General features: G+C 33.0%; 17 protein-coding genes. 8 read left to right on the top strand and 9 right to left on the bottom strand.

Annotation, left to right across the window (positions count from 1 at the left end; genetic code table 11):
• On the top strand, window positions 1-1,392 hold the full coding sequence (locus tag ACI5KZ_RS10755) for a M64 family metallopeptidase (RefSeq protein WP_406847634.1): 1,392 nt from the start codon (window positions 1-3) through the stop codon (window positions 1,390-1,392).
• Window positions 1,393-1,422: 30 nt separating this feature from the next.
• Here the strand turns inward: ACI5KZ_RS10755 and ACI5KZ_RS10750 are convergent, their stop codons facing one another.
• The 7 genes from ACI5KZ_RS10750 to ACI5KZ_RS10720 form a co-directional block, all read right to left on the bottom strand.
• Window positions 1,423-1,983 carry a DUF664 domain-containing protein gene (locus ACI5KZ_RS10750; RefSeq protein ID WP_406847633.1) on the bottom strand — a complete coding sequence of 187 codons (561 nt, stop codon included), beginning with the start codon at window positions 1,981-1,983 and terminating at the stop codon, window positions 1,423-1,425.
• 92 nt (window positions 1,984-2,075) lie between these two features.
• Entirely contained in the window at window positions 2,076-2,801 is a 726-nt protein-coding gene (locus ACI5KZ_RS10745; RefSeq protein ID WP_406847632.1) for an SDR family oxidoreductase, read from the bottom strand.
• Between the two features lie 86 nt (window positions 2,802-2,887).
• A complete protein-coding gene (locus tag ACI5KZ_RS10740) occupies window positions 2,888-3,409 on the bottom strand; it encodes a DUF4136 domain-containing protein (protein WP_406847631.1) in 522 nt (173 codons plus the stop codon).
• A 43-nt stretch (window positions 3,410-3,452) separates the two neighbouring features.
• The gene (locus tag ACI5KZ_RS10735; protein ID WP_406847630.1) at window positions 3,453-4,166 is read right to left on the bottom strand and encodes an ion transporter; all 714 of its coding nucleotides are present in this window, start codon (window positions 4,164-4,166) and stop codon (window positions 3,453-3,455) included.
• Window positions 4,167-4,172: 6 nt separating this feature from the next.
• Entirely contained in the window at window positions 4,173-5,171 is a 999-nt protein-coding gene (obgE, locus tag ACI5KZ_RS10730) for a GTPase ObgE (RefSeq protein ID WP_109308638.1), read from the bottom strand.
• Between the two features lie 103 nt (window positions 5,172-5,274).
• Complete coding sequence (locus tag ACI5KZ_RS10725) at window positions 5,275-6,384, bottom strand: adenylate kinase (RefSeq protein ID WP_109308637.1); 1,110 nt, start codon at window positions 6,382-6,384, stop codon at window positions 5,275-5,277.
• A gap of 187 nt (window positions 6,385-6,571) precedes the next feature.
• Window positions 6,572-8,125 (bottom strand): choice-of-anchor J domain-containing protein, encoded by a 1,554-nt coding sequence (locus tag ACI5KZ_RS10720; RefSeq protein ID WP_406847629.1) that lies wholly within the window; start codon window positions 8,123-8,125, stop codon window positions 6,572-6,574.
• Window positions 8,126-8,272: 147 nt separating this feature from the next.
• Between ACI5KZ_RS10720 and ACI5KZ_RS10715 the strand changes: the two genes are divergently transcribed.
• The 5 genes from ACI5KZ_RS10715 (at window position 8,273) to ACI5KZ_RS10695 (ending at window position 13,008) form a co-directional block, all read left to right on the top strand.
• Window positions 8,273-9,427: a 5-(carboxyamino)imidazole ribonucleotide synthase gene (locus ACI5KZ_RS10715; protein ID WP_406847628.1), complete on the top strand. Its 1,155-nt coding sequence runs from the start codon at window positions 8,273-8,275 to the stop codon at window positions 9,425-9,427.
• Window positions 9,428-9,429: 2 nt separating this feature from the next.
• Window positions 9,430-9,912, top strand: coding sequence for a 5-(carboxyamino)imidazole ribonucleotide mutase (gene purE / locus ACI5KZ_RS10710; protein WP_109308634.1), 483 nt, complete (start codon window positions 9,430-9,432; stop codon window positions 9,910-9,912).
• A gap of 197 nt (window positions 9,913-10,109) precedes the next feature.
• On the top strand, window positions 10,110-12,146 hold the full coding sequence (locus tag ACI5KZ_RS10705; protein ID WP_406847627.1) for a M3 family metallopeptidase: 2,037 nt from the start codon (window positions 10,110-10,112) through the stop codon (window positions 12,144-12,146).
• A 38-nt stretch (window positions 12,147-12,184) separates the two neighbouring features.
• The gene (locus ACI5KZ_RS10700) at window positions 12,185-12,742 is read left to right on the top strand and encodes a sigma-70 family RNA polymerase sigma factor (RefSeq protein WP_109308632.1); all 558 of its coding nucleotides are present in this window, start codon (window positions 12,185-12,187) and stop codon (window positions 12,740-12,742) included.
• A gap of 2 nt (window positions 12,743-12,744) precedes the next feature.
• Complete coding sequence (locus ACI5KZ_RS10695; RefSeq protein WP_109308631.1) at window positions 12,745-13,008, top strand: hypothetical protein; 264 nt, start codon at window positions 12,745-12,747, stop codon at window positions 13,006-13,008.
• Here the strand turns inward: ACI5KZ_RS10695 and ACI5KZ_RS10690 are convergent.
• Window positions 12,988-13,821, bottom strand: a complete 834-nt coding sequence (locus ACI5KZ_RS10690; protein WP_406847626.1) for a hypothetical protein — start codon at window positions 13,819-13,821, stop codon at window positions 12,988-12,990. The two genes, ACI5KZ_RS10695 and ACI5KZ_RS10690, sit on opposite strands and share 21 nt — an antisense overlap.
• Window positions 13,822-14,006: 185 nt before the next feature.
• On the opposite strand from ACI5KZ_RS10690, the gene gcvP reads away from it, so the two are divergent.
• Window positions 14,007-16,856, top strand: a complete 2,850-nt coding sequence (gene gcvP, locus ACI5KZ_RS10685; RefSeq protein WP_406847625.1) for an aminomethyl-transferring glycine dehydrogenase — start codon at window positions 14,007-14,009, stop codon at window positions 16,854-16,856.
• Between the two features lie 177 nt (window positions 16,857-17,033).
• On the top strand, window positions 17,034-18,092 hold the full coding sequence (locus ACI5KZ_RS10680; RefSeq protein WP_406847624.1) for a 3-oxoacyl-ACP synthase III family protein: 1,059 nt from the start codon (window positions 17,034-17,036) through the stop codon (window positions 18,090-18,092).
• A gap of 1 nt (window position 18,093) precedes the next feature.
• Here ACI5KZ_RS10680 and ACI5KZ_RS10675 read toward each other — a convergent pair.
• Window positions 18,094-18,760 (bottom strand): T9SS type B sorting domain-containing protein (locus ACI5KZ_RS10675; protein WP_406847623.1); only part of this gene is annotated, 667 nt, incomplete at its 5' end.

The raw sequence follows: 18,760 nt of genomic DNA, 5'->3' as shown, positions 1-18,760 counted from the left end.
ATGAAACGCACATTACTTTTTATTATTACTGTAATTACTTTTCAAATTTCATTTTCACAAGTATTTGAAGTTGAAAACATAAAATTTACTGGAGATATTGATAAAAGAATTAATATCGTGATTATGAGTGATGGTTATCAAACTAGTGAATTTCCACAATTTGTAATCGATGCGAATGCCATTGTAACGGACATGTTTAGCCAATCGCCATTTTCTGAATACACCAATTTTTTTAATGTATATATAATAAAAGTACCTTCAAACGAAAGTGGAGCTAGTCATCCTGGCACTGCAACCGATGAAGCAAGTTATAACGTTCCTGTAGCAACCGTTGACAACTATTTTGGAACTAGTTTCGACAGTTATGGGTATCATAGATCCTTATATACAGAGAATTCTGCGACCATTATGAGTGTTTTACAAGATAATTTCCCTCTCTACGATCAAGGTCTTATTCTTGTTAATTCTCCTTATTATGGTGGAAGTGGTGGTGAATTTCCAATAGCTTCAACACATACAAGTTCCAGCGAAATTGCCATTCATGAAATGGGACATTCTTTAGTAGATTTAAAAGATGAATATTATCCTGGAGACTTTTGGGTAGAGGAAGGCATCAACATGACTCAAGAAACAGATCCTAATTTGGTAAAATGGACCAACTGGATAAATGCTAACGGAATTGGCATATATGCTTATGGAACATCTGGAGTTGCTAAAGATTGGTATAGACCACATCAAAGTTGCAAAATGCGTATTTTAGGAAATGATTTTTGTTCAGTTTGCACACAAGGCATCATTGAAAAAATTCACGATCTTGTTTCGCCAATCGATTCTTATCTTCCAGAAAACAGTTCTATTCAAGATCCTAGTTTTCCTATTGAATTTAGTTTATCTCTAGTTCAACCCTTTCCAAACACTTTAGAAAGTTCATGGTCTCTAAACTCTAATAACGTCGCTTCAAATGTTGATGTTGTTAATATTCTGGAATCTGATTTGATTGAAGGTGATAATAATTTAACCGTTGTAGTTACAGACAATACAAGCCTACAAAGAATCGATAATCATGAAACCATACATGCTTATATGGTAAATTGGACTATAAATTCATCAACAATAGGTATTGCTGAAATTACTAGCGAACAAAACAATATTAGCATTAACATGTTTCCAAACCCTACGCAAGACCTTGTGAATTTCACTTCTAAAAGCTCTTTAGGGTCTCACTTATCTGTAGAAATTTTCAGCTTAGATGGTAAAAAGCTAATGACAACTAATTTTTTTAATAATGAAACATCAGTCATTGATATCAGTCAGTTTAATTCAGGAGTTTACCTAATTAAGTTTTATTCAGACAAAGTGCTAATAGCCAATAAGAAGCTAGTTAAAAAGTAAAATAAGTAAAATTATAAAGCTTCGTTTTATTTATTGTTTTGGGAGTCGTTTTTTAAGTAATAAGATTTGTCCTAAATGACTTGATTGATGTTCCATTACGTGAAACCAAGCCCAATGATTATTCATATTATAACCTTCTGGCACACTAGCAAACCAAGCATCGTCCTTCTCTTTCATCAAGTTTATAGTTTTCTGTCTAACGGATTTATAGATATCTAAATAATAATTGACATCATGTCCTTGGTATGTTTCCCGAGCTTCATCACCAAGACTCATGGCTACTTGCCATTGTTTCGCTTCTGATTTGTTAAATTCTCTGTTTTCAAATGTATAAACTTGATAAAAAGCTTCGGTTGCAGCCAAATGCATGATTAAAGAGCCAATTCTATTGGCATTGTCGTCCATTAAGAAATCTAATTCTTCAGTGTTCAAATCTTTAACTGTGTATTCTACGCGGTTACTTAAATCGTTAAGCATGGACACCATGGTTCCTATTTCAGGTGTAAATCCTTCTTGAGGGCCAATTATGTTTTGTGCCTGAGTTGTGATTGAAATTACAAATAATGCAAGTAGTCTCCCTAGTGTTCTCATGTTTTTAGTTGGTTTTAGTTTTTCAAATTAACGCAATGCAAACTAAAACATGTTTCTATTTAACAGAGACTTAACTCTAAACGACTTGCAACTTACTTATTAGATGTTTTGCTAGGTCTTACTTCAATTTTACTTGGTAGGGTTCTTGGATTCATTTTTAATAAATCGACTACCAGTTCTCCAATATCTTCAATTTGAATTTTCCAAGCATCGCTTTCATCGGGTTCATTGCCATTAAAATATGTAGAAACCGAACCAGGCATAATGGTACTAACTTTGACTCCATATTGTCTTAAATCTAACATAACTGCTTGAGTAAATCCAGTAACACCAAATTTACTGGCGTTATAAGCTGAACCACCAGCAAAGAAGTTAGTGCCTGCTAAACTTGAAATAGTGATATAGTAACCTTTGGTTTCTTTTAACGCATCTATACTAGCTTTTATAGAATTAAATACACCAGTTAAATTGGTGTCAATTGTTTCATCCCATTGCTCTTTAGTTAAGTCTTCAATACTTCCAAAATGACCTAAACCTGCATTAGCAATTACTATGTCTAATTTCCCAAACTGATATTTAACCTGTTTTACAGCTTGTTTCTGACTCTCTAAACTACGAACATCGGCTTTCAAACCCACTGCTTTAGCAGATGTTTTAGAATATAGATTTAATTGTTTAGCAGCCTCTTCTGCAGCATCCAAGCTTCTACTAGTTATTGCAACATTAACTCTCTGATTAATTAGTGATTGAGCAATTCCATAACCTATTCCTTTAGTGCCTCCAGTGATTAAAGCCACTTTATTTTGTAATGTTTCCATGAAGTAAATTTTTAAATGAACCCAAAGTTACAAAACGAAATAGCGCTTTGGCATTTTGAAATGTTATGAAAATGATAAAGTTGTTGTCATTTTTTTGGAGGAAATCCTTCTAGAACTTTAGTAACTATTTGTTTAAACTTGGCTTCACGTTCTTCAGGATAGTCTCTTGGAATATCTGTTTCACTACTGATGGCTTGCCAAAATAATTGATTGGTATTCGCATCGACAAATTCGAATGTTATTTGTCGAGACATGTTGGCCTGACCAATAGGAATCCCTACCGAGACACCTCCTCCAACATTGCCTCCACCTCCTCCAACGCCAACACCTACGGACGATCGACTTTGTACTTCTTGGAAGGTTGCGCTTTTAATATTTATGATAAAATCAGAATCTTCTAAGAGTGTCATTCCTTTTAACGCCATAGCATCATCTAAGGCTTTAAACAAGCGCTTGGCATCAAATTCACTCAAACCTGTATCCATGTTCGTGAAATAACTGTATGATTTGTATTTGGAAAAGTCAGTGGTTTTTTCGTAATCGTAATTAACGGTAACACCACAGGATAAGCAAATAAACAGAAAAAATATTGAGGCTAACTTTTTCATTTTTCTTTTAAAGATAAGAAATCCTCTTTAAACGTTTTAAGAATTATTTCTCTGTTTCATTATGATCTACAGATTTTGTTAATGCAGAAGAAATAATTCCTGTAGGAATAGCCACAATTCCTAGCCCAATTAATAGTATAAAAAAAGTAAACACTTTCCCTCCTACTGTAATTGGATAAACATCACCATACCCAACAGTTGTTAGCGTTACAATAGCCCACCACAGACTGTCGAATATTGATGAAAAATGTTCTGGTTGCGCTTCATTTTCGAAATAATAAATACCCACAGCAGCAAAATAAATTAAGATTAAAGTAATAAAAAGAAATAGGAGTATTTCTTCTTTAGCAGATTTTATAGCCGTTGTAAAATGGTTCATTGCACGATTGTAACGCACTAATTTTAAGATCCTGAAAAGTCTTAAAAAACGCAAAGCTCTTAACGAACGTAAATCGACACCAAAACTTAAATAAAATGGTAAGATGGCAAGTAAATCTATAATGCCAAAAAAACTAAAAATAAATTTTAGTTTTTTGTCACTAACATAAATACGCATGAGGTATTCAAGAGTAAAAACAATAACACTAAAAACCTCGATAACATACAAAATGGATCGGGTTCTAGGTTTTAAGTTGGGTAAGGTTTCTATAGTAAAAGTGACTATAGAAATTAAAATTAGTACTTGAATAAAAATAGCAAAGACTTTACTAGCCTTATTATCATTTATTTCAACAATGCTTTTTATTCGTTGTTTCATAAGGATCTACACATTCAGCATCTTCCAGAGTTTATCTTTTAATTCGGTAAGGCCTTGTTGTGCTACTGAAGAGATAAACATATATTCAACTGGTAGAGTTTTATCAAGTTCTACTTTAAGTTCTGCTTTTAATTCGTCGTCTAACATATCGCTTTTAGAAATAGCAATAAAACGTTCTTTATCAAGAATTTCTGGATTATATCGTTTTAATTCATCAAGCAGAATATCGTATTGTTTTCTAATATCGTCTGCATCTGCAGGAATTAAAAATAACAAAACAGAATTACGCTCAATATGTCTCAAAAAGTAATGGCCTAACCCTTTACCTTCGGCAGCACCTTCAATAATTCCTGGGATATCTGCCATAACAAAACTTTTAAACTCACGATATTCTACGATACCTAAATTTGGTTTTAAGGTCGTAAACTCGTAGTCAGCAATTTTAGGCTTTGCAGCACTTACTACAGAAAGCAGCGTTGATTTTCCTGCATTAGGGAATCCTACCAGACCAACATCAGCTAATACTTTAAGTTCTAAAATAATATCTAATTCTTCACCAGGGGTTCCTGGCTGTGCATATCTTGGAGTTTGATTTGTAGGTGTTTTAAAATGCCAGTTACCACGTCCACCCATGCCACCTTTGGCGATTATTTTTTCTTCTCCAACTTCAGTAATTTCAAAAATAATCTCGTTGGATTCTCTGTCTCTAACAATAGTTCCTAAAGGGACATCCATATAGACATCCTGACCATCTGCTCCAGTACTTCTACTTTTACTTCCATGTTCTCCATGTCCAGCTCTAAAATGTCGTTTAAATTTATAGGTGTAAAGTGTCCATAAATTAGGATTACCTCTCATAATTACATGACCTCCACGTCCACCATCTCCACCATCTGGACCACCTTTTTCAATAAATTTTTCACGATGTAAGTGCATAGAACCCTTACCTCCTTTTCCAGAAGATACATGAAGTTTAACGTAGTCTACAAAATTTCCCTCAGTCATAGCATTTTCCCAGTCAAATAGGGATTGTATTTAATGAAACTTTTACTTTTATTTTTCTTCCTTTATACTTTTCAAGTTCAGTTTAAACATCAAGAAAAAGTTATTATAATTTATCTATTACAGAACTTAATCGATTAGTAATATCTTCTATACTTCCTACACCATCTACTCCATAATATTTATTTTGAGCAGAATAATAGTCTTTTAGAATTGCTGTTTTATTGTAGTATTCTTTAATTCTATTTCTAATAATACCTTCATCAGCATCATCACGACGCCCACTTGTTTTTCCTCGTTCTAACAAACGTTCCACTAAAACTTCGTCTGGAACTTCTAGAGCAACCATGGCATCAATTTGAGAATCTTTGCTGTCCATTAATTTATCTAATGCATCCGCTTGTGCATTTGTTCTAGGAAAACCATCAAAAATAAAACCATTGGCATCGGCATTTTTCTCAACTTCAGCATTCAACATATCTATAGTAACTTGATCTGGTACTAGCTCGCCTTTATCCATATAAGATTTAGCAATCATTCCAAGAGCCGTTTCATTTTTAATATTAAAACGAAACACATCACCAGTTGAAATATGGATTAATTGATATTTTTCTTTTAAAAAGTTTGCTTGTGTTCCTTTTCCAGCACCTGGAGGGCCAAATAGTACTATGTTAGTCATATGTTGTGTTGTTTTTAATTGATATACAGATGGTAAATCTCTACCTAACCCATTGTAGTCTAATCCATAGCCTACTATAAATTTATTTGGAATTTCAATACCTATATAATGTAATTTATAATCTTTTTTATAAGCTGCTGGTTTATAAAATAAAGTGGCAATAATTAATTGTTTAACGTTTTCATTTTTAAAAATTCTATGAACTTCTTCTAGGGTATTTCCAGAATCTATAATATCTTCTAAAATAACGACTGTTCTACCACTTAAATCTTGTGTTAACCCAATTAATCGTTGAATATCCTCTGTAGATTTCACACCTTCATAAGAAGCTAATTTAATAAAAGTAACTTCGCAAGGTTTTGGATATTTTTTAACAAAATCGCTAACAAACATAAAAGACCCATTCAAGATGCCTATAAACACAGGCACTTCGTCTTTTAATTCACTAGCTATCTCATTTGCCAAACGTTGTACTGTCGATTGAATTTCTTCTTCAGAAATAAAAGGCTTAAATTGTAAATCGTGAAGCTTAACCACTTGTTATATTTTTTTTTTAGAAATGCAAAGATAATCATTTGATTAAGGTTATACGAATTCTTGAATATTTTGTTGGGTATTAAGTTTTAAAAAAACCACTGGTCTAAGGATTTATGTAATATTTTTATACAAAAAAAGGACATCTTATTAAGGTGCCCTTTTTTTGTATAAAAATATTACAATTAAATTACTGTTTCTGGATTTTAATTGTTTGAAAATTATTACCACTGTATATTTTAGCAATATAACTTCCAGTTGCAACTCCACTCATATCTATTTGAATTGAAGTGCCTTGATGGTTATTACTTTCCAGAACCTTCTTTCCTAATAAATCATAAACTTCAACAGACGTTATTTGAGAAGAATGAGAAATATAAAATGTGTTTTTAACCGGGTTTGGATAATAAGATAATTCCGTTATACTAAAATCTTCAACCGATAGTGGTGCTAGTCTAATAGTAACATCATCCACATTCAATCCTCTTGCCCAATTTGAAGTACCTTCAAAAGCAACATAATAAGTCGCAGATGGATTTGGCAATGTTAAAGTAACATTTGTCCATTGAGTTTGTTCAGCAAGATAATCTGTCCCTATTTGCACCCATGGTTGAGAAGCATCAGTTTTATAAAAAACACGTAACTCATCAATATCACCTACCCAATTTACATTGGCATAATAAAATTCCAATTCTGGATTTGTAGCACTAGATAAATCTAAAGGCTGTGACACTAATTTCGTTTTTGCTCCTGTAGTACTTGTTCTAAACTCTGCCATAGTGTTACCCGTTCTTGGTGTAATTGTACCATTTCCATTTTGAGAAACGAATGTCCATACTGTAGAACCTACAACTGTTTCGTTACTCCAACACACAGGAAGTACACCACTTTCAAATCCTTCTTCAACAGGAAATGCTGTGTTTGCTTCGCAAGGTGTATTGAAAGCAATTGGTCCTACCCAAACACTATAATCAGAATTGCCACAATCTTTTCTAACATAATACTCATAAGGTGTATTAGGTGTTAAACCTGTTAGAGTTGTTGAAACTGCACCTATTATAGCAGGAGCAGATGTACCAGAGCCAATACTAAATCCTGGAGCACCATATTCAACTTCAAAATCTCCAACATCAGAAGTCCATGACAAATCTGCTGTAGTTGTAGTCACTGCATCGACAACAGGATTAGCTGGCTCCAAACAAGATGGAATAAAAGTAACCTGGACATCATCTAAATCAAAAGCAAACATATCGTTTGTAGTTGAGTGAAAACCGATATAGATTGTTTCTCCCACATAATCAGTTAAATCGTACTGATATTTATAAAAATCAGGGCCACTAGCTGGAGCAACATTAGCATCCAACGTAACTGTAAAATCGGAAGCAGAATTACCTGAAGTCGATAGTTTTACACTAATAGATTCAGGATATAATGGGTCTCTACTCCTTGCCCAAAAAATTAGAAAATCTGAAACGCCTGCAGTCACAGTTACCTGTGGCGAAATTAAATAATCATCGTGAGGAGTACTACCATAAATTATATAAGCAATATTTGTTCCACTATGAGCAGTAAGCTCGGAAGCTGACAAATCAATAACATCCCAGGTATTACTAGCATCTCCACCGTCTATTACAGACCAACCTGCGGGTATGGTTTCACCACCTTCAAAATCTTCAAGAAATTGAGCTTGACTTAACATGGGCAACACCATAAAACTCATCAAAAAAAGTATTTTTTTCATCATAATAAATATTTTAAGTTATTATTTTAAATATAAATAAAATAAGTTTTATAAAAAAATAAGTTTATATTTTAATAGGTCTATTTATCTTTGCTTTCAATCGAACAATCAACTTTCCTACACCTGGAATTAGTTTAAACTAAAAAACATATGAATTACTTTTCTTCAAAATTTAAATTAGGCATACTAGGTGGTGGACAGTTAGGTAAAATGTTACTTTATGATACTAGAAAATTCGACATTTACACAACTGTTTTAGAAGCAAACAATGAAGCACCTTGCAAAATAGCTTGTAATGAGTTTCATTTAGGAGATTTAATGGATTTTGATGCTGTTTACAATTTTGGTAAGAATGTAGATGTGCTAACATTTGAAATTGAAAACGTAAATACCAATGCTCTAGAAGCTCTAGAAAAAGAAGGAGTGAAAGTGTTCCCTTCATCTAAAACATTGAAAACCATTCAAAATAAAGCAACCCAAAAACTATTTTATAGAGATCACGACATTCCAACGGCAGAATTCTCCCGATTTGCTTATCCTTCCGAAATAAAAGATGCAATACACAATGGTGGATTAAAATTTCCTTTTGTTTGGAAAAGCGCACAGTTTGGATATGACGGCAATGGGGTAAAAATTGTTAGAACAGAAGCCGATTTAAAAGAGCTACCAAATGTTGAATGTATTACCGAAAACCTAATTCCTTTTAAAAACGAATTGGCAGTAATTGTTGCAAGAAATCCTGATGGTGAGGTTGCGGTTTACCCTGTAGTTGAAATGGAATTTCATCCAGAAGCTAACCAAGTAGAGTATGTTATTTGTCCAGCAAGAATAGACCATAAAGTAGCTGAAAAAGCTAAAGAAACAGCCTTAAAGGTTTCTCAGGCATTTAATCATGTTGGTCTTTTAGCCGTTGAAATGTTTCAAACAGAAAATGATGATATTTTAGTTAACGAAGTAGCTCCAAGACCTCATAATTCTGGGCATCACACCATTGAATCAAGTTATACCTCGCAATTTGAGCAACACTTAAGAGCCATTTTAAATTTACCGTTAGGAAAAACCGACAGCCAAGTTGGAGGGATAATGGTAAATTTGGTTGGTGCTGAAGGCTACACTGGACCTGTGGTTTACCAAAATATTGATGACATTATGAAAATGCCAGGAGTAACACCACATATCTACGGTAAAAAACAAACCAGACCTTTCAGAAAAATGGGTCATGTTACCATCGTTAATAAGGATTTAAATGAAGCACGAAATATTGCCGAAAAAGTTAAAAACACCATTAAAGTTATAAGCAAATAATTATGAGCAAAGTAGGAATTATTATGGGAAGCAAAAGCGACCTTCCAGTTATGCAAGAAGCCATAGATATTTTAAAAGATTTTAAAATTGATGTGGAAGTAGATATTGTTTCGGCACATAGAACACCAGAAAAATTGTTCGATTATGGAAAACATGCACATACACGTGGATTTTCAGTCATTATTGCTGGAGCTGGTGGAGCAGCACATTTACCAGGAATGATAGCATCTTTATCTCCACTTCCTGTTATTGGAGTTCCTGTAAAAAGCAGTAATTCTATAGATGGTTGGGATTCTGTTTTATCCATTTTACAAATGCCAGGAGGTGTCCCTGTGGCTACAGTAGCTCTTAACGGTGCAAAAAATGCAGGTATTTTAGCAGCTCAGATTATTGGAAGCTCAGACTGTTCTGTTTTAGACAAAATTATACATTATAAAGAAGGATTAAAAGCAAAAGTGATTGAGTCTGCAAAAGACTTAAAATAAAAAACCCCAACTACAGTCAGGGTTTTAAACGCTATTAATCAATTATTTAAAAGAGTCACTTAAAACTCTCATGAAAAATCTGATGCAAAAGTAGAATTTAAATTCAAATAAACTCTTAAAATAACGTTAATTATCAGAAAATCAAACTCTTAGTAAGAAAAGTAGGACATAGATTTTTTGACAGATGCCATTAATAAATGAATATCCTTAACAAACCATTTGATACACAGTTTCATACTGCTCCTTTTTCAAAAATAAAAAATGAGCACTTTTTACCTGCTTTTATAAAAGCGATAGAAAAAGCAAAAAATGAAATAGATGCTATTACAAATAATTCTGAAAAAGCAACTTTTAAAAACACAGTTGAAGCTCTAGATTTTTCTGGGGAAGAACTTGACAGAATTTCAAGTATCTTTTTTAATTTAAATTCAGCAGAAACCAACGAAGATATCCAAAAAATCGCTCAGGAAGTGTCACCGCTTTTATCTGAATTCAGCAATGATATTACTTTAAATGAAGAACTATTTGCACGTATTAAAACTGTTTATCAAGAAAGAAACACCTTAAACTTAACGACAGAACAACACACATTATTAGACAAAAAATATAAAGGGTTCTCTAGAAATGGTGCTAATCTACCTGAAGCTAAAAAACTTCAACTTAGAAAAATTGATAAGGAATTAAGCAAACTCAAATTAAAATTTGGCGAAAACATTCTCGCTGAAACCAATAAATTTGAAATGCTAATCACAAACGAAAAAGACTTATCTGGTTTACCTGAAGGCGCTAAAGAAGCTGCTCAACAATTAGCAGAATCTAAAGACAAAAAAGGTTGGTTAATTACCTTGGATTACCCTAGTTATATTCCATTTATGACCTATGCTAATAATCGAAAATTGCGCAAAACATTAGCCATCGCATCTGGGACTAAAGCATTTAAAAATGACGCATTAGATAATCAAGAAAATGTGTTGCAAATTGTAAAACTTCGCCATCAAAGAGCTAATTTATTAGGTTATAAAACACATGCCCATTTTGTTTTAGAAGAACGGATGGCAAAAACTCCAGCAAAAGTAGAAGCTTTTTTAAATGAACTTCTAGAAAAAGCTAAACCTGCTGCTTTAAAAGAATTTAACGAGCTAGAAGCTTTTGCTAAAGAATTAGACCAAATCGATCGATTAGAAAAATGGGATGGTTCTTATTATGCAGAAAAATTAAAACAAGAACGTTTCAATTTAGACGACGAGAAACTTAAACCCTATTTTAAACTTGAAAACGTGATTCAAGGTGTTTTTAAAGTTTCTGAAAAGCTATATGACCTTCATTTTGAGGAAATTTCTACCATCGACAAATATCACGAAGATGTGTTGACCTATAAAGTAACCAATAAAAAAGGCGAATTGATTTCCGTTTTTTATGCCGATTTTTTTCCAAGACCTGGAAAAAGAAATGGTGCTTGGATGACCTCTTACAAACCTCAATACATTAAAAACAATGAAAACTCACGTCCTCACATTTCAATAGTTTGCAACTTTACAAAACCCACAAAAAGCAAACCTTCACTTTTAACCTTTAATGAGGTTATTACGCTATTTCATGAATTTGGACATGCACTACATGGCATGCTGGCAAACACAACTTATCCAAGTATTTCTGGAACTAGTGTCTTTTGGGACTTTGTAGAATTACCAAGTCAGGTGTTGGAAAACTGGTGTTACGAAAAAGAAGCTTTGGAGTTATTTGCAACTCATTACGAAACAGGAGATCTAATTCCAATGGATTTAATCGAAAAAATTAAAGCATCATCAACGTTTCATGAAGGCATGCAAACTTTACGTCAATTAAGTTTTAGTTTATTAGATATGAGTTGGCATGCTAGCGATTCTCCAGAAACTATAACAAATGTAAAGTTACACGAAAAGAAAGCATTTGAGAACACAAAATTATTTCCAGATGTGGAAGAAAATTGTATGAGTACAGCATTTTCGCATATTTTTCAAGGAGGATACAGTTCTGGTTATTACAGTTACAAATGGGCTGAAGTTCTAGATGCAGATGCTTTCGAGTATTTTAAAGAAAAAGGTATATTCAATAAAGACGTAGCTACAAAATTTAAAAATTACGTCTTATCTCAAGGAGGAACAGAAGACCCAATGATTCTTTACAAACGCTTTAGAGGACAAGAACCTCAACCAGATGCATTATTAAAACGAGCTGGATTAATAGAAAAATAAATATTTTACCTATTTTTGATAAAAAAGCTAGCTAAAGAATGCCAAAACACCAATTAGATCCAAATACTTGGATTGACCGTTATTCAGATTACTTATACAATTTCACCATAACTCGTGTAAACGATAGGGAAATTGCTAAGGATTTGGTTCAGGATACCTTTTTTGCTAGTTTAAAATCGATGAAAAACTTTAAAGGTGAAGCAAGCGAACGCACATGGTTGGTTTCAATTTTAAAACGAAAAATAATTGATTATTACAGGAAAATTAATTCAAAAAAAGGGAAAGCTGAAGTCCGAATGGATTTCAAGTCTGATGATGATGATGAAGGTAATTGGTTAGAAGAAAGAGTTGCAGATTCTCAATATAAAACAGCTGAAGAAACTCTAATAAACGAGGAACTTGGTGAGGCTATATTCGATTGTTTAAATAAATTGCCCGAAAAACAGGCTACCGTTTTTAGAATGAAAACCATTGAAGGTTTAGAAACTGAAACAATTTGTAATGAATTAAATATCACTGCGTCTAACCTTTGGGTCATTGTCCACAGAGCTAGAATTGCAATGGCAGAATGTATGGAAAAAAACTGGTTTAAATAGTCATGAAAAATAAATCCTTTTTATTTATATCATGTGATGAAGCAAAGCATATTTGCGATAAAGCACAATATAATGAAGCCACTCCTTGGGAAAAATTAAAACTAAACCTACGATATCTTTGGTGTCAGATCACCAGAGCTTATGTTAAAAGGAATAAAAAGCTTTCAAAAGCCGTAGAATCTTCAAAAATTACTTGTTTAAAAAACTCTGAGAAAGAGCAATTAAAAAACCTTTTTCGAGAAGAATTAGAAAATCAGCATCATTAATAACAACCAATAAATAGGGATTCCTTCTACAAAAAAAGAGCTATAATAGCTTCCTTGTTTTTTTGTTGAAAACACCAAAAACAATAGACTTATAAAAATAATTATTAACAAGATTATTACGCTATAAGCATTCATTACATCTTTAAGGTACTCTAAGAAAAAGAAAATCATCAGTAATATAACGCCAATTATTTTTGTGTTTTTGATTCCTATTTGTTGTGGAATGGTTGCTAATTTCAAACTATCGTAATTTAAGTCCCTAATCTCAAATGGCAACATTAAAACTACAACAAACACAAACCTCTGTATAATTGTAATAATCACATCTGCATTGATAGGTATGTTATTATTTATCAATGGCAAAACAACTGTTACTCCAGACCAAACCAATGCAATAATATAGACTTTTAAACCACTAATATTCCTTAAGTTTTTATGTTTGTCATAAATCACTTTACTAGGCAAAAAAGGAATCGCGTATAAAAAAGTAACCAAACCAAAGACCAAAATAACCATTTGGGTTTTAAACTTTAGTTGCAAAGCATAATAACACATCAGTAAAAAACAAAGCAACGAAAACAATTGAATCCATTTAAGCCAATTAGCCAAACTTCTATGGTGAAAACGTGCTAACCCAAAATACTTCACAAAATTATAACCAGAAATTGAAGCAAAAAAAATAAAGTAAAGGACAACACCATCAAAAGGAATACGAAACTCTAAGAGTGTTACCCATGACATAGCAAAAACCGCTAAAGCCACGTGAATACTACTGTCTAGATAGAAATTAAATATTTGTTTCCAAAAACGCATAAAACAAAAGTACGCAAAGTGTTAATAATCTTTATAACTGGTTAAAAACTTTAGTTTTCATTAACAAAATAACATGAATTATTGCGTAATTTTGCGCTTGAAAAAAGGGCTATTACTATTTAATTTATAGCCACATTAAAACGGTCATTTTCGAGACATCGAAAACTTAACACAACTCATTTTTAATGAACACAACTAATTTTGCACTTCGTCACATTGGTCCTAGAGAAGAAGACCAAAACCTCATGTTAAAAGCCATAGGTGTAGACTCTTTAAATCAGCTTATTTTTGAAACATTACCAGATGGTATTAAATTAAAAAAAGCACTGGAACTTAGTGAGCCAATGAGCGAACAAGAATATTTAACACATATTCACGAACTCTCAAAACTAAATAAGACCTATAAAACATATATTGGTCTTGGATATCATCCAACCATATTACCACCTGTTATTCAACGTAACATCCTTGAAAATCCAGGTTGGTACACTGCATACACACCTTATCAAGCTGAAATAGCTCAAGGTCGTTTAGAAGCTTTATTAAACTTCCAAACCATGGTTACAGACCTTACAGGAATGGAACTAGCTAACGCTTCGCTTTTAGACGAAAGCACAGCTGCAGCTGAAGCTATGAGTTTATTGTTTGCTGTTAGAGAAAGAGATCAAAAGAAAGCTAATGTCACTAAATTTTTTGTTTCAGAAAATATTTTACCTCAAACGATTTCATTACTTGAAACTAGAGCAAAGCCTATTGGTATTGAATTGGTTGTAGGTAATGAAGATACTTTCGATTTTTCAACTGAATATTTTGGAGCCATTCTCCAATATCCAGGGAAAAACGGTCAGGTAACAGACATTAAATCATTTATAGAAAAAGCCAATAAAGCCCAAATTAAAGTGGCTGTTGCAGCAGATATTTTAAGTTTAGTAATGCTTGAAGCTCCAGGTAAATTTGGAGCAGATGTTGTAGTAGGTACTACTCAACGCTTTGGTGTACCAATGGGTTATGGTGGACCACATGCAGCATATTTTGCAACTAAAGAAGCCTATAAAAGGGATATTCCTGGACGTATTATTGGTGTTACCAAAGATGTCAATGGAAATAGAGCTTTACGTATGGCTTTACAAACAAGAGAACAACATATTAAACGAGACAGAGCAACTTCAAACATTTGCACAGCTCAAGTATTGTTAGCTGTTATGGCTGGTATGTACGCCGTATATCATGGCCCAAAAGGTTTACAGTTTATAGCAAATAAAGTACACAATACAGCATCTACGATCTCTAATAGTATAGAAAAATTAGGGTTTACACAAACAAACACCTCGTATTTTGATACCTTAAGCATTCAAGCTGAGGCTTCAAAAATTAAAACTATTGCAGAGAAACATCATGTTAACTTTTATTATCCAGAAAAAAACACAGTAACTATTTCAATTAATGAAACGACTAACTTAAAAGATGCTAACGAGATTATTGCCATTTTTGCAGAAGCTGTTGGAAAAGAAACTATAGAAATCACAGCCCTTCAAGAATCTAATCTAATTTCTGCAAATTTGCAAAGAACATCAGATTTCTTAAGTTTAGATATTTTCAATTCTCATCATTCTGAAACAGAATTGATGCGTTATATCAAAAAATTAGAACGCAAAGATTTATCTTTAAATCATTCTATGATTTCATTAGGGTCTTGTACCATGAAATTAAATGCAGCTGCCGAAATGTTGCCATTAAGTTCGCCTAATTGGGGAAGTGTGCACCCATTTGTCCCTGTAGAACAAGCTCAAGGGTATCAAACCATTTTAAAAGAATTGGAAGATCAGTTAACAGAAATCACTGGTTTTGCGGCTACATCTCTTCAACCTAATTCTGGAGCTCAAGGAGAATTTGCCGGATTAATGGTTATTAAAGCCTATCACGAATCCCGTGGAGATCACCATAGAAACATCTGTTTAATTCCATCTTCGGCTCATGGAACCAATCCTGCAAGTGCTGTAATGGCTGGTATGAAAGTAGTTGTAACAAAATCTACTGAAAAAGGAAATATCGATGTTGAAGATTTACGAGAAAAAGCTGAATTGCACAAAGACAATTTATCTTGTATCATGGTAACCTACCCATCAACACATGGTGTTTACGAATCAGCAATTATGGAAATTACGCAAATAATTCATGATAATGGCGGACAAGTTTATATGGATGGAGCCAATATGAATGCTCAAGTAGGATTAACTAATCCTGGAAACATTGGCGCAGATGTATGTCATTTAAACTTACACAAAACATTTGCCATACCACATGGTGGTGGTGGTCCTGGAGTTGGACCAATATGTGTTGCAAAACAATTAGTGCCTTTTTTACCTGGAAATCCTATCATAAAAACAGGAGGAGACCAAGCCATTACAGCAATATCTGCTGCTCCTTATGGCTCATCATTAGTTTGTTTAATTTCATATGCCTACATTAAAATGTTAGGCGCTGAAGGTTTAACACAGTCCACTAAAATTGCTATTTTAAATGCTAATTACATCAAACATCGCTTACAAGGTCAGTTCGATACCTTATATTCTGGAGAATGTGGTCGTGCAGCACACGAAATGATTGTAGACTGCAGGCCTTTTAAAGCCAATGGTATTGAAGTAACAGACATAGCAAAACGTTTAATGGATTACGGATTTCATGCACCAACAGTGTCGTTTCCAGTTGCTGGAACTTTGATGATTGAGCCAACAGAAAGCGAAAGCAAAGCTGAAATGGATCGTTTTTGTGATGCTATGATATCAATAAAAAAAGAAATTGATATGGCATCTAAAGACGATGATAACAATGTTTTAAAAAATGCACCACATACCTTAGAAATGCTAACATCTTCTGAATGGCTCATGCCTTACAGTAGAGAAACTGCAGCTTTTCCTTTAGAATATGTAAAAGAAAATAAGTTCTGGCCAAGCGTTAGACGTGTAGATGACGCTTATGGAGATAGAAACCTTATTTGTACTTGCGCACCTATTGAAGAATACATGGAAGCTTAATTTTTAAAATACTTAAATTAGAAAGTCCTCATTTGGAGGGCTTTTTTTTTATATAAAAACAAAAATAAGCCTCAATTAATGCGAATTTGACAAATATTGACTAATAATTAAAAAATGAATACATTAACAATTTAATAATGATTAATTTAGCAAAGCCTAACACTTAATAGCAACCTAATGGCAATAAAAATTACAGGAACTGGCAGTTACATTCCGAGTACCATTGAAAAAAATGAAGATTTTCATCAGCATGAATTTCTTAATGAAGATGGTTCATCCATAAATCATCACAATGAAGTAATTATTGAAAAATTCAAAGCTATTACTGGAATTGGCGAGAGACGTTACGTAGAAAGCGATTTAAACACTTCAGATATCGCATACTTTGCTGCTCAAAAGGCAATTGAAAACTCAAAAATCAATCAAGAAGAGATTGATTACATTATTGTTGGTCATAATTATGGCGATGTTAAACACAAAGCAGAACAAAGTGATACTGTTCCTAGTATTGCCTCTAGAGTAAAACATCTTCTTGGAATAAAAAATCCAAAATGTGTGGCTTACGACATTTTATTTGGCTGTCCAGGTTGGAATGAAGGGGTTATTCAAGCAAATGCGTTTATTAAAGCTGGAATTGCTAAAAAATGTTTGGTCATTGGAGCAGAAACCTTATCTCGAGTTGTAGATAAACACGATAGGGATTCTATGATATACAGTGATGGAGCTGGAGCAGTTATTGTTGAAGACACTTCTAATGAAGGTGGTATTATTGCTCATGAAAGCGCCACTTATGCTCTTGATGAAGCTCATTTTATTTATTTTGGAGAAACAAACCATCCAGAAATTACAGACAAACGTCGATACATAAAAATGTATGGCAGAAAAATATATGAATTTGCTCTAAACAACGTTCCTGCTGCTATGAAATCTTGTCTAGATAAAAGTGGTTATGAAATTGGAGATTTAAAGAAAATCTTAATTCATCAAGCTAATGAGAAAATGGATGAAGCCATTGTTCAACGATTCTACAAGCTTTACAACATGGATATGCCAAAAGGCATTATGCCAATGACCATCAATAAACTAGGAAACTCAAGTGTTGCAACAGTTCCAACTTTATACGATTTAATATTACAAGGCGAACTTGAAGGACATTCTATTAACGAAGGTGATGTGATTATGTTTGCTAGTGTTGGTGCAGGAATGAATATCAACGCTATAGTCTATAAATGTTAATTTATCTTTTTAAAGCGAAATGAGAACTATAAGTTTGTTTTTTATTGTTGATTTTATATTCAATTAAATACCAATAATCATTTGAAGGCAAATTATATCCTCTATAAGTTCCATCCCATTTATTATTTTCTGGACTTAATGTTTTTATCAATTTCCCATACCTATCAAAAATATATAAGATGTATTCACAAGCATTTGAAGTTATAATCAAATTCCAATAATCATTAAATCCATCACCATTAGGCGTAAAGAAAAGCTTCGTTTTAAAACATGCTAATTCTTGATTAAAGCATTCTAAATCAAATTGCCCTAAATTATCTGTACATCCTGAAACATCTTCCGTTACAACAATAGAATCATAAACCCCAGATTCTAATCCTATAAGGACATAATTACCTGATGCATCTGCTGTTACTAACAATGTTTCTGTAACCGAATTGTGAAGGTATGTAATAGTATAACTGTTTCCCGATGTTAAACCTGAAATGGTAATTGTGCCATCGTCTGATTCACAACTTGTTAAATCTGTGGATATAATGGAGAATCCTAAATCTGGCTCATCTAAAATAATTTGACCTAAATTATCTGTACATCCTGAAATATCTTCCATTACAACAATAGAATCGTAAACCCCAGATTCTAAGCCTGTAATAACATAACTACCTGAT

It is taken from the genome of Xanthomarina sp. GH4-25 (assembly GCF_045363175.1).
GTDB lineage: Bacteria > Bacteroidota > Bacteroidia > Flavobacteriales > Flavobacteriaceae > Xanthomarina.
The sequence above is the reverse complement of the archived record's forward strand: the minus strand, read 5'-3'. Positions and strand labels throughout refer to the sequence as shown.